20 protein-coding genes are annotated in these 19,476 nt (G+C 34.9%); 13 read left to right on the forward strand and 7 right to left on the reverse strand.

Going from position 1 to position 19,476, the window contains the following annotated elements:
• Window positions 1-163 precede the first annotated feature (163 nt).
• The 6 genes from FOT98_RS08020 to FOT98_RS08045 all read left to right on the forward strand — a co-directional run bounded on the left by FOT98_RS08020 (window position 164) and on the right by FOT98_RS08045 (window position 7,326).
• The gene (locus tag FOT98_RS08020; RefSeq protein ID WP_063262456.1) at window positions 164-1,777 is read left to right on the forward strand and encodes a long-chain fatty acid--CoA ligase; all 1,614 of its coding nucleotides are present in this window, start codon (window positions 164-166) and stop codon (window positions 1,775-1,777) included.
• A gap of 123 nt (window positions 1,778-1,900) precedes the next feature.
• Window positions 1,901-2,476, forward strand: coding sequence for a biotin transporter BioY (locus tag FOT98_RS08025; protein ID WP_063262457.1), 576 nt, complete (start codon window positions 1,901-1,903; stop codon window positions 2,474-2,476).
• Window positions 2,477-2,541: 65 nt separating this feature from the next.
• A complete protein-coding gene (locus tag FOT98_RS08030; RefSeq protein WP_063262458.1) occupies window positions 2,542-4,005 on the forward strand; it encodes an acyl-CoA synthetase in 1,464 nt (487 codons plus the stop codon).
• On the forward strand, window positions 3,998-5,089 hold the full coding sequence (locus tag FOT98_RS08035; RefSeq protein WP_063262459.1) for an acetyl-CoA C-acyltransferase: 1,092 nt from the start codon (window positions 3,998-4,000) through the stop codon (window positions 5,087-5,089). Before FOT98_RS08030 ends, FOT98_RS08035 begins: the two co-directional genes overlap by 8 nt.
• A 360-nt stretch (window positions 5,090-5,449) precedes the next feature.
• The gene (locus FOT98_RS08040; RefSeq protein WP_001020464.1) at window positions 5,450-6,715 is read left to right on the forward strand and encodes a helix-turn-helix domain-containing protein; all 1,266 of its coding nucleotides are present in this window, start codon (window positions 5,450-5,452) and stop codon (window positions 6,713-6,715) included.
• A gap of 413 nt (window positions 6,716-7,128) precedes the next feature.
• Complete coding sequence (locus tag FOT98_RS08045) at window positions 7,129-7,326, forward strand: hypothetical protein (protein WP_000827732.1); 198 nt, start codon at window positions 7,129-7,131, stop codon at window positions 7,324-7,326.
• Between the two features lie 177 nt (window positions 7,327-7,503).
• Here FOT98_RS08045 and FOT98_RS08050 read toward each other — a convergent pair whose 3' ends face one another.
• A complete protein-coding gene (locus FOT98_RS08050) occupies window positions 7,504-8,085 on the reverse strand; it encodes a DUF6434 domain-containing protein (RefSeq protein WP_063262461.1) in 582 nt (193 codons plus the stop codon).
• A 104-nt stretch (window positions 8,086-8,189) separates the two neighbouring features.
• On the opposite strand from FOT98_RS08050, the gene FOT98_RS08055 reads away from it, so the two are divergent.
• Window positions 8,190-8,633 carry an NUDIX hydrolase gene (locus FOT98_RS08055; RefSeq protein ID WP_063262462.1) on the forward strand — a complete coding sequence of 148 codons (444 nt, stop codon included), beginning with the start codon at window positions 8,190-8,192 and terminating at the stop codon, window positions 8,631-8,633.
• A 44-nt stretch (window positions 8,634-8,677) separates the two neighbouring features.
• Here the strand turns inward: FOT98_RS08055 and FOT98_RS08060 are convergent, their stop codons facing one another.
• Window positions 8,678-9,880 (reverse strand): alanyl-tRNA editing protein, encoded by a 1,203-nt coding sequence (locus tag FOT98_RS08060; protein WP_153039037.1) that lies wholly within the window; start codon window positions 9,878-9,880, stop codon window positions 8,678-8,680.
• A gap of 137 nt (window positions 9,881-10,017) precedes the next feature.
• Between FOT98_RS08060 and FOT98_RS08065 the strand changes: the two genes are divergently transcribed.
• Window positions 10,018-10,425 carry a hypothetical protein gene (locus FOT98_RS08065; RefSeq protein WP_061678575.1) on the forward strand — a complete coding sequence of 136 codons (408 nt, stop codon included), beginning with the start codon at window positions 10,018-10,020 and terminating at the stop codon, window positions 10,423-10,425.
• A gap of 68 nt (window positions 10,426-10,493) precedes the next feature.
• On the forward strand, window positions 10,494-11,732 hold the full coding sequence (locus FOT98_RS08070) for an MDR family MFS transporter (protein WP_063262464.1): 1,239 nt from the start codon (window positions 10,494-10,496) through the stop codon (window positions 11,730-11,732).
• Window positions 11,733-11,824: 92 nt separating this feature from the next.
• On the opposite strand, the gene FOT98_RS08075 is transcribed toward FOT98_RS08070, so the two are convergent.
• Both FOT98_RS08075 and FOT98_RS08080 read right to left on the reverse strand, forming a co-directional pair.
• Complete coding sequence (locus FOT98_RS08075; protein ID WP_000516737.1) at window positions 11,825-12,211, reverse strand: Hsp20/alpha crystallin family protein; 387 nt, start codon at window positions 12,209-12,211, stop codon at window positions 11,825-11,827.
• A 124-nt stretch (window positions 12,212-12,335) separates the two neighbouring features.
• Window positions 12,336-12,458 (reverse strand): small acid-soluble spore protein P, encoded by a 123-nt coding sequence (locus tag FOT98_RS08080; RefSeq protein ID WP_000517650.1) that lies wholly within the window; start codon window positions 12,456-12,458, stop codon window positions 12,336-12,338.
• A 121-nt stretch (window positions 12,459-12,579) separates the two neighbouring features.
• On the opposite strand from FOT98_RS08080, the gene FOT98_RS08085 reads away from it, so the two are divergent.
• Window positions 12,580-12,843, forward strand: coding sequence for a hypothetical protein (locus tag FOT98_RS08085; protein WP_001146295.1), 264 nt, complete (start codon window positions 12,580-12,582; stop codon window positions 12,841-12,843).
• A 46-nt stretch (window positions 12,844-12,889) separates the two neighbouring features.
• Window positions 12,890-13,615 carry a polysaccharide deacetylase family sporulation protein PdaB gene (gene pdaB / locus FOT98_RS08090; RefSeq protein ID WP_098374097.1) on the forward strand — a complete coding sequence of 242 codons (726 nt, stop codon included), beginning with the start codon at window positions 12,890-12,892 and terminating at the stop codon, window positions 13,613-13,615.
• A gap of 41 nt (window positions 13,616-13,656) precedes the next feature.
• Here pdaB and sspO read toward each other — a convergent pair whose 3' ends face one another.
• Window positions 13,657-13,806, reverse strand: a complete 150-nt coding sequence (gene sspO / locus FOT98_RS08095; protein WP_063262465.1) for an acid-soluble spore protein SspO — start codon at window positions 13,804-13,806, stop codon at window positions 13,657-13,659.
• Between the two features lie 291 nt (window positions 13,807-14,097).
• Between sspO and acnA the strand changes: the two genes are divergently transcribed.
• Together acnA and FOT98_RS08105 are read left to right on the forward strand one after the other, a co-directional pair.
• Window positions 14,098-16,821 (forward strand): aconitate hydratase AcnA, encoded by a 2,724-nt coding sequence (gene acnA, locus FOT98_RS08100; protein WP_063262466.1) that lies wholly within the window; start codon window positions 14,098-14,100, stop codon window positions 16,819-16,821.
• A 117-nt stretch (window positions 16,822-16,938) separates the two neighbouring features.
• The gene (locus FOT98_RS08105) at window positions 16,939-18,597 is read left to right on the forward strand and encodes an ABC transporter ATP-binding protein (protein ID WP_063262467.1); all 1,659 of its coding nucleotides are present in this window, start codon (window positions 16,939-16,941) and stop codon (window positions 18,595-18,597) included.
• Window positions 18,598-18,619: 22 nt separating this feature from the next.
• On the opposite strand, the gene FOT98_RS08110 is transcribed toward FOT98_RS08105, so the two are convergent.
• The gene (locus FOT98_RS08110; protein WP_080467759.1) at window positions 18,620-18,952 is read right to left on the reverse strand and encodes a YmzC family protein; all 333 of its coding nucleotides are present in this window, start codon (window positions 18,950-18,952) and stop codon (window positions 18,620-18,622) included.
• Between the two features lie 5 nt (window positions 18,953-18,957).
• On the reverse strand, window positions 18,958-19,182 hold the full coding sequence (locus FOT98_RS08115) for a hypothetical protein (protein ID WP_063262468.1): 225 nt from the start codon (window positions 19,180-19,182) through the stop codon (window positions 18,958-18,960).
• Window positions 19,183-19,476: the final 294 nt, after the last annotated feature.

Raw genomic sequence — 19,476 nt, forward strand, 5'->3', positions numbered from 1 at the left:
AAAAACATGTTTCGAATCAACGTATTCAAAACATGTTTTTTTATCGTTCTGAATTATTTCCAAAGAAATAATTCAGAAAATACAGAAAAATGTCGTAATCATTTGTAGAAGTCTGTTATAATAAATGAAAAATGAAAACGCTTTAAAGGGGGATATAACCAATATGATGATGAATGTACCGCTAACAATTAGTTCCATGATGGAAAGAGCAGAAAAACTGTTTTCAAAGAAAGAAATTGTTTCACGGACACATGATACAATTACGACGTTAACGTATAAGCAGTTAGGTGAAAGGACGAGAAGGCTTTCCAGTTCGTTAAAAAAATTAGGAATTAAAGAAGGCGAGCGTATAGGAACGTTAGCGTGGAATCATCATCGACATGTGGAAGCGTATTTTGCTATTCCTGGTATTGCTTCCGTTTTACACACAATTAATATTCGTTTATCTCCTCAACATATTTCATACATTATTCAGCATGCAGAAGATCGAATTCTACTTATTGATGAAGATCTCGTACCGCTCGTTGAAAAAATTCAATCACAATTATCAACTGTACAAGCCTACATTATTATGACTGATAAAGATGAACTCCCAGAAACTACACTGGATCCTGTATATCATTATGAAAAGCTATTAGAAGAAGGCGATCCAACTTTCCAATTTGTTAAAGATATTGATGAAAATACACCTGCTGGTATGTGTTATACGTCAGCGACTACAGGAAACCCAAAAGGTGTTGTATATACGCATCGTAGTACTGTTTTGCATTGTATGGCACTCGGTTTAGCGGATACAGCTGCTTTATCGGAAAGTGATGCGGCAATGGCGATTGTACCGATGTTCCATGTGAACGCTTGGGGACTTCCTTTCGCTGCTACTTGGTTTGGAACTAAACAAGTTCTGCCAGGACCAATGTTTACGCCAAAAATTTTATTAGAGATGATTCAAGCTGAAAAAGTAACGATAGCAGCAGGTGTGCCGACAATTTGGCTCGGTGTATTACAAGAATTAGAAAATAATAGTTACGATTTATCTAGTATAACGAGAATATTATGCGGTGGTGCTGCTGCACCGAAAAGCGTTATTAAGGCATTTGAACAAAAATATAATGTTCCTTTCGTACATGCATATGGTATGACTGAAACAAGCCCACTCGTAACACTTGCACGTTTAAAAAGTTATGAAACAGAATTATCATATGAAGAGCAATTAGAAATCCGCTCAAAACAAGGATATCTTGTCCCTGGTGTAGAGATGAAAGTAGTCGGTACAAACGGTGAAGTGAAGTGGGATGGTACTGAGATGGGAGAGTTATGTTTACGAGCACCTTGGATCGCTGAAAGCTATTATAACGATGATCGTACTGTCGAAGGATTCCGAGACGGTTGGTTATATACTGGTGATGTTGTTACAGTTGATGAGGAAGGCTGCGTGAAAATTGTTGACCGTACGAAAGATGTTATTAAAAGCGGAGGTGAGTGGATTTCTTCAGTTGACCTTGAAAATGCATTAATGGCACATGATGCTATATTTGAAGCAGCTGTCGTTGCCGTTCCTCATCCGCAGTGGCAAGAGCGACCAATTGCCTGCGTCGTTCAAAAGAAAAATAGTACAGTAACAAAAGAAGAAATATATGAGTTTTTAAAACCACAGTTTGCGAAGTGGTGGTTACCAGACGATATTGTATTTATGGAAGAAATACCGAAAACATCTGTTGGGAAGTTTTTAAAACAGGCGCTTCGGAAAGAACTTGAGCATTTGCATAAAGAGAAATAATTGAAAAAATATTTGTAAACCTATATTTAAAATAAGTTGACAAAGGCAAAATAGAAAGATAATATAACTCCTATAATATGTTATCTAAAAATCATTTTAAGTTTACAAATAGGAGAAGCAAATATGAATACAAAAAACTTAGTTTTCGTCGCTTTATTTAGTTCTATTATGGGAGTGTTAGGGTTAATACCTCCAATTGCTCTTGCTATTACACCAGTTCCGATTACATTACAATCACTCGGTGTTATGCTTGCTGGTGGATTGTTAGGATCACGTCTTGGTGCGTTAAGTCAGCTTATTTTCTTACTTATAGTTGGAGTTGGAGCACCATTACTTGCTGGTGGACGCGGTGGTCCAGGCGTATTTGTTGGGCCAAGTGCAGGATATTTACTCGGTTATATCGTTGGAGCGTTTGTCATTGGTTATTTAATCGAGCGTTTACGTGAAGTTTCTATAATAAAGGTATTATGTATTAATATAATTGGTGGTATTTTCGTAGTTTATGTATTTGGTATTATTGTACAAGCTTTCTTTATGGATGTTTCTATATGGCAGACGATGAAAGTAAGTGCCGTATTTTTACCAGGTGATTGCATAAAAGCGATTATAGCAGCGATTCTTGTAACGAAATTACATCGTTCATTGAAACATATTATTACGCCTGCTCTAAAGGGCGGGAAATATACAAATGCAGGATAAGAAAGAGAAGAAACACGTTCATTGCGTGTTTCTTTTTATTATTTTGCAGAGAAAGGACAACTTATATGGGAATTACAAAAGAATATAAAAAACATCTCTCTATACAATCAAATAAAATGGCGATAAAGGAAAATGATCGAATTTTAACATATAAAGAATGGTTTGAGTCAGTGTGTAAAGTAGCAAACTGGTTGAATGAAAAAGAATCGAAGAATAAAACGATAGCAATTGTATTAGAGAATAGTATAGAATTTTTACAACTATTTGCTGGTGCTGCTATGGCCGGATGGGTTTGTGTGCCATTAGATATAAAGTGGAAACAGGATGAGCTCAAAGAAAGAATTGCAATCAGTAATCCGGATGTGATTGTGACAGAGCGATATAAGGTAAATGATCTACCTGGTGAAGAAGAAAGAGTAATAGAAATTGATGAGTGGAAACGTATGATAGAGAACTACCTGCCTACATATTATCCTGTAAAAAATGTACAAAATGCTCCGTTCTATATGGGATTTACATCAGGATCGACTGGGAAGGCGAAAGCATTTTTACGGGCGCAACAATCATGGGTTCATAGTTTTGATTGCAATATACAGGACTTTCATATGAAAAAAGAAGATTCTATTTTAATAGCTGGGACGCTCGTTCATTCTCTTTTCTTATATGGCGCAATAAGTGCATTATATGTAGGGCAAACGGTGCACGTTATGAGAAAGTTTATTCCAGATCAAGTGTTGGATAAGTTAGAAATGGAACATATCTCGGTCATGTATACAGTTCCGACAATGCTAGAATCTTTATATAAAGAAAACAGAGTAATAGAAAATGAAATGAAAATTATTTCGTCAGGAGCGAAATGGGAAGCTGAAGCGAAAGAAAAAATAAAGAGTATATTTCCTTATGCACGAAAATATGAATTTTACGGTGCATCGGAACTAAGTTTTGTAACAGCACTAGTTGATGAAGAGAGCGATAGAAGGCCAAATTCAGTAGGAAAACCTTGTCACAATGTGCAAGTTCGAATATGTAATGAAGCAGGAGAAGAAGTACAAAAAGGCGAGATTGGAACTGTTTATGTGAATAGTGATCAGTTTTTTATGGGATACATATTGGATCAGGTTTTAGTTCCAGAGTTGACTGAAGATGGATGGATGACAGTACGAGATGTAGGTTATGAAGATGAAGAAGGCTTCATTTATATTGTCGGCAGAGAGAAGAATATGATTTTATTTGGAGGAATTAATATTTTTCCAGAAGAAATAGAAAGTGTATTACATGAGCATCCAGCCGTTGATGAAATAGTTGTAGTTGGTGTGAAAGATAGTTATTGGGGTGAAAAACCTGTCGCCATCGTAAAAGGAATTGCTACGAAGCAACAATTAAAAAGTTTTTGCTTACAACGATTATCCTCGTTTAAAATACCGAAAGAATGGTATTTTGTAGATGAAATACCGTATACAAATAGCGGGAAAATTGCTCGTCTTGCAGCAAAAAATATGATTGAAAACCGGGATAAGATATATGAATAGAGCGGTTATTGTAGAAGCGAAAAGGACACCTATTGGTAAGAAGAATGGGATATTGAAAGATTATGAAGTTCAGCAATTAGTAACGCCGCTTCTTACGTTATTCAGTAAAGGAATTGAGAGAGAAATAGACGATGTTATATTAGGGAATGTTGTTGGACCAGGAGGGAATATTGCGAGATTATCTGCTTTAGAAGCAGGACTTGGTTATCATATTCCGGGTGTAACGATTGACCGGCAATGTGGTGCCGGATTGGAAGCGATTCGCACCGCATGTCATTTCATTCAAGGCGGAGCAGGTAATTGTTATATTGCAGGGGGAGTAGAGAGTACAAGTACATCACCTTTTCAAAATAGAGCGCGATTTTCACCGGCAACAATTGGCGATCCTGATATGGGAATAGCGGCTGAATATGTTGCAGAACGTTATAACATCACGAGAGAAATGCAAGACGAGTATGCTTGCCTCAGTTATAAACGAACATTGCAAGCATTAGAAAAAGGATATATACATGATGAAATATTGTCTTTTAATGGATTGTTAGATGAATCTATAAAGCCAGAAATGAATTATGAACGAATTATTAAAAGAACAAAACCCGCATTTTTACAAAATGGTACAGTAACGGCAGGGAATTCATGTGGTGTAAACGACGGAGCATGTGCAGTTCTTGTAATGGAAGAGGGGCAAGCCCGAAAATTAGGATACAAGCCTGTACTTCGTTTCGTTCATAGTGCTGTAGTTGGAGTGGATCCAAATCTTCCGGGAACTGGTCCGATATTTGCGGTGAACAAATTATTAAACGAAATGAATGTAAAAATAGAAGACATCGACTACTTTGAAATAAATGAAGCATTCGCCTCAAAAGTTGTTGCCTGTGCAAAGGAGTTACAAATTCCGTACGAAAAATTAAATGTAAATGGTGGGGCAATTGCGCTCGGTCATCCGTACGGTGCATCTGGAGCTATGCTTGTAACACGTTTATTTTATCAAGCGCAAAGAGAGCATATGAAATATGGAATTGCAACGTTAGGAATAGGGGGCGGAATAGGGCTGGCTTTATTATTTGAGAAAGTAGAAGACTAGCGAGGTATTAACTGTACTATGATTAATAGGGGATAATTAGTTCAATATATGAGTTTATATCCTCTCTTAGTAACCAAAAAACAAACAACTATTATTCTATATTTTTGGGTTACCTGAGGTTAAATTTGTAAGCTTGAGCCTCAGATAATTGGTATAATGTAATAATATGGGTGGAAGGTGGAAAAGCTGATATTAGTAAATTGAGCATAAAAATTTCATATGCATCCAGATAAGTATTAATAACATTTCTCTCTCTGAACATAAAACTATACGTATATTATGATAGATAATATAGGCGTTATTCTTATTATATTGCTCTAAAATAATCAAATCAGTTTATTTGAAGAAAGGAATGGGAATATGAACATTGGCGAACGGATTCGACAAATACGTATACATAAAGAATTCACGCAAGGGGAAGTAGTATCAGGGGTATGTTCTATAACTTATTTAAGTAGAATTGAAAATGGACAAATTAAACCTTCAAATTCTGTTTTAAAAAAAATCGCTAAAAATCTAGATATTGATTACAACTTTCTTGTAGGTGTAGATTATGAGGATATTGAAGCTAAGATTCTTGAAATATGTAATAGGTATAAAAATGATAATATTATAAGCTCTAAAGACTTATCATCTTTAGAGTTGTATGTTCGCGATACAGACTCTATTCTCTTATTATTAAAGGCCTATGGTGTTTTAATATACTATCATTCTCGAAATAATAACTTATTACATGTAGCAACTATTGTAAATGAGGCTTCGCAAGTAATTCCAAATCAAGTAGCCTTCCCATATACTCAAGACTTTATATATTATTTAATGGCTCGAGGTCATTATTTTTCTAATAAACAAGACTATATGACTGCAAATGAAATTTATATGCAGACAGAGAGTTTACTTGGTTTAGATGAAACTAGGCTACACGCTGATATATATTATAATCTAAGTCTAACAAATCAAAGTCTTTATAAAGATCAAACGATTAGTCGTTTGTATGCTAAAAAAGCCTACAGATTGTATGAAAAATTAAATGTAGAAAATCAAGTGATAAACATTCTTATAATTATTGCATTACAATATCAAAAAGATAATCTATCCGAGAAAGCTCTTGAATCTTTAAAACAAGCAGAAATTAAAGCAGAGGTTAGCGATAATCCTATGTATTTACCTTTGATTGCATATAATTATGGGAAAATATATCAAGGATTAAAAGATTACACCAATTCTATTAAATGTTATGAAAAAAGTTTACAGACTAGCAATCTTTATCCAGATCAAGCTCAAAAAATATATGCAGTAAGAAACTTAATAGAAATTTATATAGAATCTAAAGACTGGAAAATTGTTAATAAACTGATGGATGATGCATTAGAAATGTTATCAATTTCTGATATGCCACACGCATATGTTGAAATATATGGACTTAAGGGGAAAATATCCAAATTAAGGGGCGATAATCATGGATATGAGAAAAATATGCAAAAAGCTATTGAAAGGGGGCTAGAAAAAAAGCAATACCCTTTAGTTCGTGAACTCGCTACTGAACTAGGAAACTATTTTTATGATAATCGCGCTTATAAAATGTCAGCAAAGTACTTGAAAATATCCAGTCAACTCCCCACTTAAGCTACGCTTAAGTGGGCTTTCTTATGTATTGATCTAATAGGAAATTAATGCTAGTAAAACTACTATGTTTATAAAGCTTCCATTCAAGTACATTACTTTCGTCAAATATCTAGTTAGGGGAGTAAATCTTTCCTATATTTCAAAAAAAGTAAAATATCAAGTTTAAAACGATTAATAATTCGCTAAAATTTTAATGGGATTTTACTAATTGTTATTAACATAAATGAACATGTATATTTTAAGTATAGAAATTCAAACAGTAAGGAGGTGGTTATTCTGATGCAAGAGAAAAAACAATCTACAAAATGGATGAAAAAGACAATATTTAAGCCAATTCAAATGAGATGAACAAAAAATAAATGGCACTGAAGATACAATGCAGCATACTTAATAAATAAGAAAGAGGGATACATATGAAAAGAAACGAAACGGGAACTAAGAGAAAAATAGTAAGATATACAGGTGGAATTGCTATACTTTTATTATTGATATCCTTTATATATCAATGGAAAAATGGTTTAGAGGTTGATACTACTGAAAACTTCAGTCTGGCATTAATTGTTGCCATTTTCCTTTCTAGTTTTATTCCTGAAAGAAAAAGAGATAGTTAAATAATTGAATAGGCAATTGAGAGCTATTTCTTAATTGCCTATTTATGCAAATGTAAATTCAAAATAAGAGATAAATGCTTAATGTCGGTGATTATATAATTGAATAACAACTAATCCCTATTCAATATTCAATTATCTTTTAAAGTATTTTAGGTTTAGGTTTGGATAGTGGTGCTACTAGTTTTCTACTTTTTGAGGAACATAAGCATTGCTACCAGGTTTTGCTTTTATTTCATTCCAAGCGGCGATAGCATCAGCTTTTGATTTTCCTTTATTATTTGGATCTTCGAAAAAGTCGCGAGTGAAACGATTGTATTCAAACTGCGCGCTGATAGTTGTTTTATAAGTAGGATCTTTTTTTCGTTCGTTTTCTTCATACCAAAACGTTATCGCGTCCTCATATGTTTTTCCAACATTCTCTTTAAAAAACTTTTGAAGAGCTACTGTAAAGCGGAAGTTTGCTCCAATTTTGTCTTTGAAAAAAGCACGAACATCTTCGCTACAGCGGTGATTTTTAGTAATAATCGTTTGAAGAGAAAGGTCCGTATAAGAGAGTGGAGCTTTACTCACTTTTTGATTAGAGCTGTTTTTTAATATTTTACCAGTATGTAAATAATGTGAGATACGCTCGGTTATTTCAATCTTAGAGCCACTAGCTGGCAAACCATGCTCACGACAAAATGTTTGGAGTTCTGCTTTTAACCAATAATAGTTTTGGAAATCTTCAAGTGATATAGATTTTGTTAAAGTTGGACGCATGAATGTAACAACTTCTTTCTTCCATAATTTTCTTTAATTATAAAACGTACGTTCTTTTTATGGAAGGATTAATTTGTAAATATAACAGGAAGAGGAGATTACATATGGAAAATGTAATGCAAGTTCGTGTTACGGGAATTTTAATTGAAGATGAAAAAGTATTGCTAGTAAAGCAAAAAGTTGCTAATCGCGATTGGTCTTTACCTGGAGGAAGGATAGAGAATGGTGAAATGTTAGAAGAAGCGATGGTTCGAGAAATGAGAGAAGAAACAGGATTAGAAGTTAAAATTAAGAAGCTACTCTATGTTTGTGATAAACCAGATGCTAGTCCATCTTTATTACATATTACGTTTCTGCTTGAAAAGATTGAAGGTGAAATTACGCTACCTTCTAACGAGTTCGATCATAATCCGATTCATGATGTGCAAATGGTACCGATTAATGAATTAAGTCATTATGGTTTTTCGGAAACTTTTATAAAACTGGTAAATGAAGGGTTTGCAAATGCAGGGAGTTATCAAGGATTGAAACAAAATATAGGCCTGTAAGTATAGATGAAGGATAGCTATTAGCTATCCTTCGCAAAAATATTTCACACCGCTGACTGTAAAGAAGAAACAAGTTGATTTAAAAATTCTTCTCCGGTCATAACCGCTTTTCCGCCGCCGCGCGCACTCTTTTTATTTCCGCCACCTTTTCCTTCAATAGCAGGAAGAGCGTCTTTTAAAAGTGAGTTCATATCAAGTGTGACTGTTTTTCCGCAAGCGAGGATGCATTGTAGTTTGTCATCATTTTCGATAACGAAATATGTAAGGGTATGCTCTTGTTGTTCTGTAATAATAGCAGAAAGCTTTGCGATTTCTTGCATAGAACGATTTGTAAATACTTTAGAAATAAGTATGCCAGCATGTATTTCTGAAGGCTGTTGCAGTAGTTCGTTTGCTTCTGCATATAATAATTTTTCATTCATTGTTTGTATTGTTTTTTCGTTTTCTTTTTGAGAAGTGAGAAGTTGTGCTACTTTTGCTGGAATATCATTCTCGCTACTGTTTAATTGTTTAGAAACATCTTTTATAATTTGTTGCTGTTGCCCCATTAATTTAAGTGTGCGCCAGCCAGCGATAAACGTTAATCTTATGCCACCTTTATTACGCTCCCATCCTAATACTTGAATAGGACCTACTTCACCTGTATATTTCGGATGTGTTCCGCCACAGCCGTTGTAGTCGAAGTTTTCAATTATAACAACACGTATATTTTCTGTTAAAATCGGTTCTTTACGAAGGGGCAATGTTTTCGCTTCTTCTAAGTTCATCCACTGGATGCGGATTGGATGGTTTTCAAAAACAATTTTGTTTGCAATTTGTACTGCTTTTTCAACTGTTTCTGCATGCAGATTTTCTGTTTCTAAATCAATTGTTACCGTCTCTTTACCAAGGTGGAATCCAATTGTAGGTATGTTAAAATGGTCCCAAAAAGCAGCGGATAAAATGTGCTGAGCTGCATGTTGCTGCATATGATCAAAACGGCGCTCCCAATTGATTTTACCTTCAACTTCTTCTGTATGTAATTGTTCTGTAATGAAGTGGCGGATTTCTTCATCGACTTCTTCAACATCGATTACTGCAATGTCATTTAAAGTTCCAGTATCATGGGGCTGGCCGCCACCTGTCGGATAAAATGCTGTTTCGTTTAAAACAACGTATAAGTTACCGTCTTTATCATAATCTTGCTTTATAATTTTAGTAGTAAAGTCTTTCTTATAAGCGTCAGTGTAATATAATTTTTGCTTCAATTTTCTTTCCCCTTTCGTGTTCAATAGTTTCATTGTAAAGCAATTGAAATTAGTTTCCTAATATTTCAGAAGAAAGAAACTAATTTTAGAATTTTCTTGCTATAATAAGAAAAAGAAAATGCGGGGGTGGAATGAATATGTTATATGAAAACGGCGTAGATAAACTACTTAGTTTAAGCAAAAATATTTCTGAATTGTATCGAGAATTAAATGAAATGACCCGGATTTTAACGGACTGTAATCGAGAAAGTGTGAAGTTCGATCGGTTATACGTAAAAGAGGTACTGTGGAAGAAAGAAGATGTAATAGAGAAATATGACCAGCTACTTGTGCAACTTTGTATAAATGAATGCTTTGATCTAAAAAGTGTCATTACAGGGGAATATAAGTATACATATGAAGAAGTAGAAAGTATCGTTTTACAATTTAATGAGAAATACAATGTCGTAATTTTAATTAAAGATGTTTGTAAAGAATTACAGTTTACATACGGCATAGATATGGATATAACGAGAACAACTCGAGTATCAACAGCTCAAGTATAAAAAGGGAAAAGAAAGCAGAACCTTTGCTTTCTTTTTTTATGTAAGAACAGGGAGAGTAGGTTTTTTAGATGAAGGGGAAGTTGCAAAATATTCATCCGTTAGGAATGACAATTATAATAGGGACTTTATTTGCGAGGTTTGCCACGTCAATGAGCATTCCTTTTTTAGCAATTTATTTAACGACTGTGAAAGGCGTATCAGCTGGAATGACGGGTGCTATTATCGGAACGAGTGCACTTGTTGGAGTATTTGCTAGTTTTATCGGAGGGAATTTATCGGATCGGATCGGCCGAAATATGATTATAATATGGTCCATGATCGTTTGGGTGTTTGTATTCATAGGTTTTTCACTTGCAGATCATGTTTTAAGTTTCTTTTTATTAAATGCTTTGAATGGATTATGTAGGTCCTTTTTTGAACCGACGTCAAGAGCATTATTATCAGATTTAACGAAACCAGAGTATCGTTTACTCGTATATAATTTGCGTTACGGTGCAATCAATGTTGGAGTAGCAATTGGCCCACTTGTCGGATTACAAATTGGAAGCGCAAAATCAACAATTCCGTTTTTAGTAGCAGCTGGAGTATACATTCTATATACAGCTATTTTAGCGTTCCAATTTAAGAAGTATCCAATTGAAAAAAAGAAAGTAAATACAGAAAAACCTGTCACAATGTTAAATGCAATTCGCATTTTGCGAAAGGATGTCGTATTTTTAGTTGCATTAGTCGGTATTATTTTGAGTAATTGTGGTTTTTCTCACTTAACGACAACAGTATCTCAATATTTTGCAAATGCACATATATTTCAGGATGGAGTGAAATTATTTTCATATATGTTAGCTTTAAATGCGATTGTTGTAGTCGTAATTCAATACCCTGTTATTCAAATGTGTAAAAAGTATACACCGCTAGTATCCATTATGGTTGGAACTTTATTTGTGAGCGGAGGATTGTTTGGATTTGGAATAGTAGAATCTATACTAGGTGCTGCAACTTGCACAATTATTTTTACCATTGGAGAAGTTCTCATGTTTTCAATGACGGATGTATTTATAGATGGTATAGCTGTTTCACATTTAAAAGGCACATATTTTGGAGCAATGGGATTTTCAGGAATTGGAGCAGTAATTGGTCCATGGCTTGGGGGAGTACTTCTCGATTACTACGGGTACCAAAATGGATTTATTGTCTTTTCAGCGCTAGCTATATTTTCAACTGTAGCATTTCCTGTACTTTTAGTTACAAAAGGTTTATTGAAAAAAAGAGATGATAGAAATTGTAATTTAGAATTACATGCGAAATAAAATAAGCCCCAGCAGACGGCTGGGGCTTATTTTTGTATTCATCCCGCTATTTGCGGCAGTAAAACTCCCGTTGATTAAAGTTTTACTTTATTTTACTTCTCAATTTGAAAAAGAACTTTTTCTTCATGTTTATTAGCAACTTCATTTTTGGAAATATGAATAGCTAAATATCCATTCTCTAAGCAGGCTAGCATCTTCTTATAAATGATAGTAGCGGGTAAAGGAATGATCCGCTGTAAAGAACTATTATTATGAAGTATGCAAATATTTAGGCCTGTCTCCATCTTTTTAATAACTACATTTTGTTCGGAGACATTCGGTACATCTGTTTCCAAAATGTATTCTTGTTCAGTTTCACAAAGGTCAATATGAATTTGATTTGGGAAACTAAAGTTACTACAAGAATCAGAACAAAATTGATCCATCCATTCTTCGAAACCATCAACATGAAAAAGACAATCCTTCTTTTTCTTGCCCATGTAAGACACCCTCCGTAAAATCTCAATTCATACTATGTTATGCATGAATGAAGTAGGGGTGAAGAATAAATGGAAAAATATAAACATTGTATGTGGCAAAGGTAGCTAGTGTGAGCCTTTTGTTTTACATATCATGATGTGCATGATTCTTTTGACGTGAATGGTTACGGTTTTTTACTTTATGAGATCCGCTTAATGGTTCAGGTTGTCCCTTTTTTTCTTTTGCTTCACGATTGTTTTTGCCCATTGTATGTGACACCTCCTCTTTCTCTTTAGAATGAGAGAAGTTTGCAAATTTATACGAGAATGTTTTTAGAAAAAAAGGTAAAGATAAATGGGACTAACTATTATGGAAAGGGGATTATATAGTGCCATATCATAAAGATAAACAACAAGCTTTTCAAGCAGCGCAGCAAGGAGTTACACAAGCAGAAAACGCATTTAATAACATTGTGAAAAATGATCCAAACTACGGTCATGATTTAAAAGAGTTACGCCAAGAGGTTCAGGAAGCGTATGAACAAATTCAAAATGCATTAGAAGTAGCTTCGGAAACACAACGCCCACAACTTGAGCAATACGAAAATAATCTCCAAAACATTATGCGAAATGTAGATCAATTAGAAAAGTAAATGAGATTGTTGTGTATTCGACAACCTTATTACTTTGACGAACGTTATGCTAAAACAGAAGATTTTTCTATTCGTTTTTTGTTTATTATGCGCAGTACATATATTTCAAGTTGAAAAAGTGGAAGCGAAAATGTTGCTCAGAAAAGAGCTAGAACCAACGGGCTATGTAACGTGGGAAGTACCTAATAATGAAAAGATTATTGCCATTACATTTGATGATGGACCAGATCCAACTTATACACCACAAGTTTTACATTTATTACGTCAATATAAAGCAGAAGCGACATTTTTTATGATTGGATTTCGAGTGCAGCGTAATCCATATTTAGTGAAAGAAGTGTTAAAAGAGGGACATGAAATTGGAAACCATACGATGAATCATTTGTATGCGAGTAATTCATCAGACGAAAAATTAGAAAATGATATTTTAGATGGGAAGAAATATTTTAAAAAATGGGTGAAAGAACCTTTGCTATTCCGTCCGCCTGGCGGATATATTAACGATGCTGTATTTAAAACCGCGAAAGAAGCGGGTTATCAAACGGTTCTATGGTCGTGGCATCAAGACCCGCGTGATTGGGCAAATCCAGGGGTTGAATCCATTGTAAATCATGTAGTGAAAAATGCTAAAAGTGGAGATATTGTATTGTTACATGATGGAGGAAATGATCGTAGTCAAACAGTAGCAGCGTTAGCAAAAATTTTACCTGAGTTGAAAAAACAAGGCTATCGATTTGTAACGGTTTCAGAATTACTACGTTATAAACATTAGAAAAAATCCCAAAAGGAAAATGGACCTTTTGGGATTTTTCGTTACTGGTTCTTTTTACGTTTCTTATTATTTTGTCGCTCTGCTGGAGTTAAAGGCTCGTTTGCAAATTCTTCATTGAAACCAGCACCTTGTCCTTGTGCAGATGCCGCATTCATTCCTGAAATAGTATGATTTGCTTTTCTTTTACCCATTTTATTTCACCTCTATAACATTTTTTGTGTGTTGAATGATAAGCAGTTCATAGTATGTATGAACTGTAAGCAAAGCGCTAATAGAGCACTTTACTTTATGGTAATAGTATTCATAAGGAGCATGAACATTATTCAAATTTAGAAACATAAAGAAAACTTATGATAATCTATAAGTTTCTTATTATTTACTTATTTAGAAAGTTGTAATAAGATATTATCGTAAGGTATTGAAAAGTTTGTCTACATTTTATATTCAGACAACTTAGTCACGTTTAACAGGGGGGAAACATAATGGTCAAACATAATCCATTTCAATCACGTGCAACTTTTGAATTAGATGGAAAAACGTATCATTATTATGATTTGAAAGCGCTTGAAAACGCAGGGGTTGGCAACGTATCTCAATTACCATATTCCGTGAAAGTTTTACTTGAATCAGTACTTCGTCAAGTAGACGGACGTGTAATTACAGAAGAGCATGTTACAAATTTAGCGAAATGGGGAACGAAAGATGTGCAAGATATCGATGTTCCATTTAAACCATCTCGTGTAATTTTACAAGATTTCACTGGTGTACCAGCTGTTGTAGATTTGGCTTCGCTTCGTAAAGCAATGGCAGACATGGGTGGGGATCCTGATAAAATTAATCCAGAAATTACTGTAGACCTTGTAATTGACCACTCTGTACAGGTTGATAGAGCGGGTACGGCAGACGCGCTTGCATTCAACATGGACTTAGAGTTTAAACGTAATGAAGAACGTTATAAATTTTTAAGCTGGGCACAAAAATCATTTGATAACTACCGTGCAGTTCCACCAGCTACAGGTATTGTACACCAAGTAAACCTTGAATATTTAGCGCCAGTTGTTCATGCTGTGAAAAATGCTGAAGGTGACTTAGTTGCATACCCAGATTCATTAGTTGGAACAGACTCACATACAACAATGATTAACGGTATCGGCGTTCTTGGATGGGGCGTTGGTGGTATTGAAGCAGAAGCAGGAATGCTTGGACAGCCTTCATACTTCCCAGTACCTGAAGTAATCGGTGTGAAATTAACTGGTACACTTCCAAGTGGTACTACAGCAACAGACGTTGCATTAAAAGTAACACAAGTATTACGTCAAAAAGGTGTAGTTGGTAAATTCGTTGAGTTCTTCGGTAATGGACTAAAGAGCATGCCTTTAGCTGACCGTGCAACAATTTCAAACATGGCACCAGAATATGGCGCAACTTGTGGATTCTTCCCAATCGACGATATTTCATTAGAATACTTACGTTTAACAGGTAGAGATGAAGAGCAAATTCGCGTTGTGGAAGAATACTGTAAAGCGAACGGCTTATTCTATACAGCGGACAGCAAAGATCCAATTTACACTGATCTTGTTGAAATTGATTTAAATACAATTGAATCTAACCTTTCTGGACCGAAACGCCCACAAGATTTAATTCCACTTTCAGATATGAAAGATGCGTTCCACAAAGCTGTTGTAGCACCAGTTGGAACACAAGGACTTGGATTTAATGAGCAAGAGTTCGATAAAGAAGTGAAGGTTACATTAGAAGATAAAGAAGTAACGATGAAAACAGGTGCAATTGCAATCGCTGCAATTACAAGCTGTACAAATACATCAAACCCATACGTATTAATTGGGGCAGGTCTAGTTGCGAAGAAAGCAATTGAAAAAGGACTTGTAGTACCTGAGTACGTAAAAACATCATTAGCACCAGGATCTAAAGTTGTTACTGAGTACTTAGATAAATCAGGTTTAACAACATATTTAGATCAATTAGGTTTCCAAACAGTTGGTTACGGCTGTACGACTTGTATCGGTAACTCTGGTCCATTAGCAGAGGAATTAGAAGAAGCAATCGCAGCAAACGATTTATTAGTAACATCTGTTTTATCTGGTAACCGTAACTTTGAAGGTCGTATTCACCCGCTTGTAAAAGCAAACTACTTAGCATCACCACCACTTGTTGTGGCATATGCACTTGCAGGTACTGTTGATATTGACTTGAAAAATGATGAAATCGGTAAAGATGCAAATGGCAATGCTGTATACTTCAACGATATTTGGCCATCAGCTAAAGAAATTGAAGATGTAGTTCAAAGTGTTGTTACATCTGAACTGTTCAAAAAAGAATATGCACAAGTATTTAACAGCAATGAGCGTTGGAACGAAATCCAAACTTCAAATGAAGCTCTATATACTTGGGATAATGATTCAACTTATATTCAAAACCCACCATTCTTTGAAGGTTTATCAAAAGAGCCAGGTGAAGTTGAAACGTTATCAGGCTTACGCATAGTTGGTAAATTTGGTGATTCTGTAACGACAGACCACATTTCACCAGCAGGTTCAATCGGTAAGCACACGCCAGCTGGACGTTACTTATTAGAAAACGGCGTACAACCAGTTGACTTCAACTCTTACGGTTCTCGTCGTGGTAACCATGAAGTTATGATGCGTGGTACATTCGCGAACATCCGTATTAAAAACCAAATCGCACCAGGAACAGAAGGCGGATATACAACACATTGGCCAACTGGTGAAGTAACATCTATCTATGATGCTGCTATGAAATATAAAGAAGAGGGCACAGGCCTTCTAGTTGTTGCTGGTAAAGATTACGGTATGGGAAGTTCTCGTGACTGGGCTGCGAAAGGTACAAACTTATTAGGTATTAAAGCAGTAATCGCAGAAAGCTTCGAACGTATTCACCGCAGTAACTTAGTGTTAATGGGTGTGTTACCACTTCAATTTAAAGATGGCGAAAGCGCTGAAACATTAGGTCTTGTTGGTAACGAGTCATTTGAAATTCAAATTGACAAAACAGTTAGACCACGCGATCTTGTAAAAGTAGTTGCAACTGATGCAGATGGCAACGAAAAACAATTTGAAGTAGTAGCTCGTTTCGATAGTGAAGTTGAAATTGACTACTACCGTCACGGTGGTATCTTACAAATGGTTCTTCGTGAGAAAATTGAAGAGTCTAAAGTGTCGAACTAAATAATTGAAATGAACGATAAGGAAGCTAACAACTGTTAGCTTCCTTATTTTATGAAAAGGGATGAAACCATTTGGTTTCATCCCTTTCTTTTTACTTAAAAAAATGGAGGAAAGGTCATGAAAAAATATAAAAGAATATTGTTACCGTTACAGAAAGAAAAAATGTTAGTAATAGCAGCTGTATGCAGTGGCTCCTTCGCAGCTATTTTAAACTTATCTAGACCGATTTTAATGGGATTAATTATAGATAACCTTATTCAACGGGAGTTAAAGGAGGCGTACCTTTACATTATTTTATTTGCAGCTAGCCGATTGTTGATGTGGATCAACAATCTGTCATTTGATTATATAAGCTCCAAAGCAAGTCAACGAATATTGCGAAAGAAGCGTATAGATGTATTACGCCATTTTTTCTCATTATCGTTTGAAGAGAGTGAGAAAATTAAACAAGGAGAGTTAGAGACGTTAGTTGTGTCTGATATTCCGAATTGGATTAGGTTATATGGTTCTATATTAATAGAATATATACACGCCATTGCGCAATTTATAGGTGCGTTCATAGCACTACAACATATAGATATCATGTTCATATTATGGGTAACTCCGTTTTTATTTTTAAGTGCAACGGTTCCGATCTTGATGGGGAAAAAGGTAAGAAATATTGCAAGCATTGCTCAAAGCGATCAATCAAGTGTTGTAGAGATGGTTTCACAGTTTGTAAAAGGAGCACAAGATTTACGTAGTTTGCAAAAAGAAAAGTGGGCCATGTGCGTATTTAAAGGAGTAACGGCACAATCTTATAAAACAGAAGTAAAGAAGACGATGATGCAACATTGTATTGGAGTAGTTGGAACAATGATTGAAACAGGAGCATATATCGTTGTTCTCATTATAGGTGCGCAGAAAATAATGAAGGGGGAAATGGAAGTTGGCTCACTTGTTGCGGTATTAGCTACAATTGAAATGCTCTTTTTTCCAGTTCGTTACGTTGGCGATTTATTAATGATGACACAAGTTGCAGTCGCTTCGGCAAATAGAGTTTTTTCCTTTTTAAATAAACGAGGGGCAGATAGTAGTCGAGAAAGAGCGATGGGGATGACGGTAACAAATGTTTCATTTCAGGAAAGTGATGGAGAAAAATGCAGAATTAAGAATATCGATTTGCAAATTCATCCTGGTGAACTCGTTATTATTGTAGGAGAAAGTGGTGCAGGAAAAACAACGCTTTTAAAATTAATGACAGGTTTGTATAAACCATCTAGCGGTAGCATTGTTTACTATGGTAATGAGGCACGTATGACTACAGTGTGGCAAGAACCTCGTTTCTTTCGGACGACAGTAAAAGAGAATATGTATTTCGGAGAAGAGTATTTAGAAGATCAATTAGAAAAAAATATTGAACTTGTAAATGTGAAACCGATTATTAGAGATTTATCTGGGGGGATTGAAACTGTATTACATAAAAGTGGTGAAGAGTTTTCGGGAGGAGAAAGAAAACGTCTTGCATTATTGCGAGCAATGGGTTCAAATCCGAATCTTATTATTTTAGATGAACCGACTGCTGGATTAGATCCGGATAATCAAGAAGTAGTTTGGAATATGCTTAAAGGGCTAGGAAGAAATGTAACGAGAGTTGTGACAACACATGATGTTGAGAGGGCGATGATAGCGGATCGAGTTGTTGTCATGAATAATGGAAGTGTTGTGGAATGTGGGGATCCTAAAGAATTACTAACATATAAGTCATTTTTCAAAAAGATGTTAATAAAAAGATAAGAGCGACATAGTGCTCTTATCTTTATTCACTCGTATTAAGTTGATACGTATAAGACTCAGTATCGTTAGTACTAAACTCTTTCACCAGAGTAAGTTGGTTTGTATCTGGATTATATTTGAAAATTTTGACCGTATGTTCGCTACTTAGAGAGGGGTTATATTCTTGAATAGCGAATGTATTTTCAGCAATCTGTGTCATATTACTGGTCGAAACATTTTCTGTAGAATCATGATTTGTAGAAATTTCAACGACTTTTTTACTATTGAAAAATAAAAGAACAATTACTAAAACAACTAAACATATCCGTATATAACGAAGTTCTTTACTTATAGGATGTTCTCCCAAAATAATCATCCTTTCTATAACTTCTGTATAGTAGTGGTAGTCATAGTCGTCGTGAAGAAACTAAGAAAACCAAGGCCGGCTAATAGGATAAATGAGATTAAAGCGATATAGAGGCAAATACGTCCCACTTGCCTTTTTTCAGGATCTTTACTGAAGAGCGAGATGATCCAAGTAATAATGCCGATTGGGGAAAATATAAAACTAAGAATATATAATAGTATTTTTTCAAATAAGTTCATAAAAACATCCTCCTTTTTGAAATTTCTATATGTGGAGTTTTCTTCTTATTAATGCTGCCGTTATGTAGGAAAGTACAGAATAAACAGCACTAAAAATGATCCAAGCATCAAAGCTTTGTAAAGCTAGGTGTATGTCAAATTCAGAAACGATAATGAAAAATATAAACGGGACAGTAAAAGAAATAATAATAGCAGCCCATTTAAATTTGTATAGCAAACTGCTCGAACAAATACATAGTAATGGTAAAGTGAAAAAAACGAAAGTGAAAGGGTTAATTAGCAATTGTAAAATAC

Origin of the sequence: Bacillus sp. HY001, from assembly GCF_007558965.1 — a bacterium.
Lineage (GTDB): Bacteria > Bacillota > Bacilli > Bacillales > Bacillaceae_G > Bacillus_A > Bacillus_A mobilis.

What these genes read in the sequence shown, in the direction of transcription:
- FOT98_RS08040 (WP_001020464.1), top strand. Translation starts at nt 5,450, where the DNA reads ATGAACATTGGCGAACGGATTCGACAAATACGTATACATAAAGAATTC.
- FOT98_RS08110 (WP_080467759.1), bottom strand. Translation starts at nt 18,952, where the DNA reads ATGATTATTTTGGGAGAACATCCTATAAGTAAAGAACTTCGTTATATA.
- FOT98_RS08020 (WP_063262456.1), top strand. Translation starts at nt 164, where the DNA reads ATGATGATGAATGTACCGCTAACAATTAGTTCCATGATGGAAAGAGCA.
- sspO (WP_063262465.1), bottom strand. Translation starts at nt 13,806, where the DNA reads ATGGGTAAAAGAAAAGCAAATCATACTATTTCAGGAATGAATGCGGCA.
- FOT98_RS08025 (WP_063262457.1), top strand. Translation starts at nt 1,901, where the DNA reads ATGAATACAAAAAACTTAGTTTTCGTCGCTTTATTTAGTTCTATTATG.
- pdaB (WP_098374097.1), top strand. Translation starts at nt 12,890, where the DNA reads ATGCTAAAACAGAAGATTTTTCTATTCGTTTTTTGTTTATTATGCGCA.
- acnA (WP_063262466.1), top strand. Translation starts at nt 14,098, where the DNA reads ATGGTCAAACATAATCCATTTCAATCACGTGCAACTTTTGAATTAGAT.
- FOT98_RS08065 (WP_061678575.1), top strand. Translation starts at nt 10,018, where the DNA reads ATGTTATATGAAAACGGCGTAGATAAACTACTTAGTTTAAGCAAAAAT.
- FOT98_RS08070 (WP_063262464.1), top strand. Translation starts at nt 10,494, where the DNA reads ATGAAGGGGAAGTTGCAAAATATTCATCCGTTAGGAATGACAATTATA.
- FOT98_RS08030 (WP_063262458.1), top strand. Translation starts at nt 2,542, where the DNA reads ATGGGAATTACAAAAGAATATAAAAAACATCTCTCTATACAATCAAAT.
- FOT98_RS08105 (WP_063262467.1), top strand. Translation starts at nt 16,939, where the DNA reads ATGAAAAAATATAAAAGAATATTGTTACCGTTACAGAAAGAAAAAATG.
- FOT98_RS08075 (WP_000516737.1), bottom strand. Translation starts at nt 12,211, where the DNA reads ATGGGCAAGAAAAAGAAGGATTGTCTTTTTCATGTTGATGGTTTCGAA.
- FOT98_RS08045 (WP_000827732.1), top strand. Translation starts at nt 7,129, where the DNA reads ATGAAAAGAAACGAAACGGGAACTAAGAGAAAAATAGTAAGATATACA.
- FOT98_RS08035 (WP_063262459.1), top strand. Translation starts at nt 3,998, where the DNA reads ATGAATAGAGCGGTTATTGTAGAAGCGAAAAGGACACCTATTGGTAAG.
- FOT98_RS08050 (WP_063262461.1), bottom strand. Translation starts at nt 8,085, where the DNA reads ATGCGTCCAACTTTAACAAAATCTATATCACTTGAAGATTTCCAAAAC.
- FOT98_RS08055 (WP_063262462.1), top strand. Translation starts at nt 8,190, where the DNA reads ATGGAAAATGTAATGCAAGTTCGTGTTACGGGAATTTTAATTGAAGAT.
- FOT98_RS08115 (WP_063262468.1), bottom strand. Translation starts at nt 19,182, where the DNA reads ATGAACTTATTTGAAAAAATACTATTATATATTCTTAGTTTTATATTT.
- FOT98_RS08080 (WP_000517650.1), bottom strand. Translation starts at nt 12,458, where the DNA reads ATGGGCAAAAACAATCGTGAAGCAAAAGAAAAAAAGGGACAACCTGAA.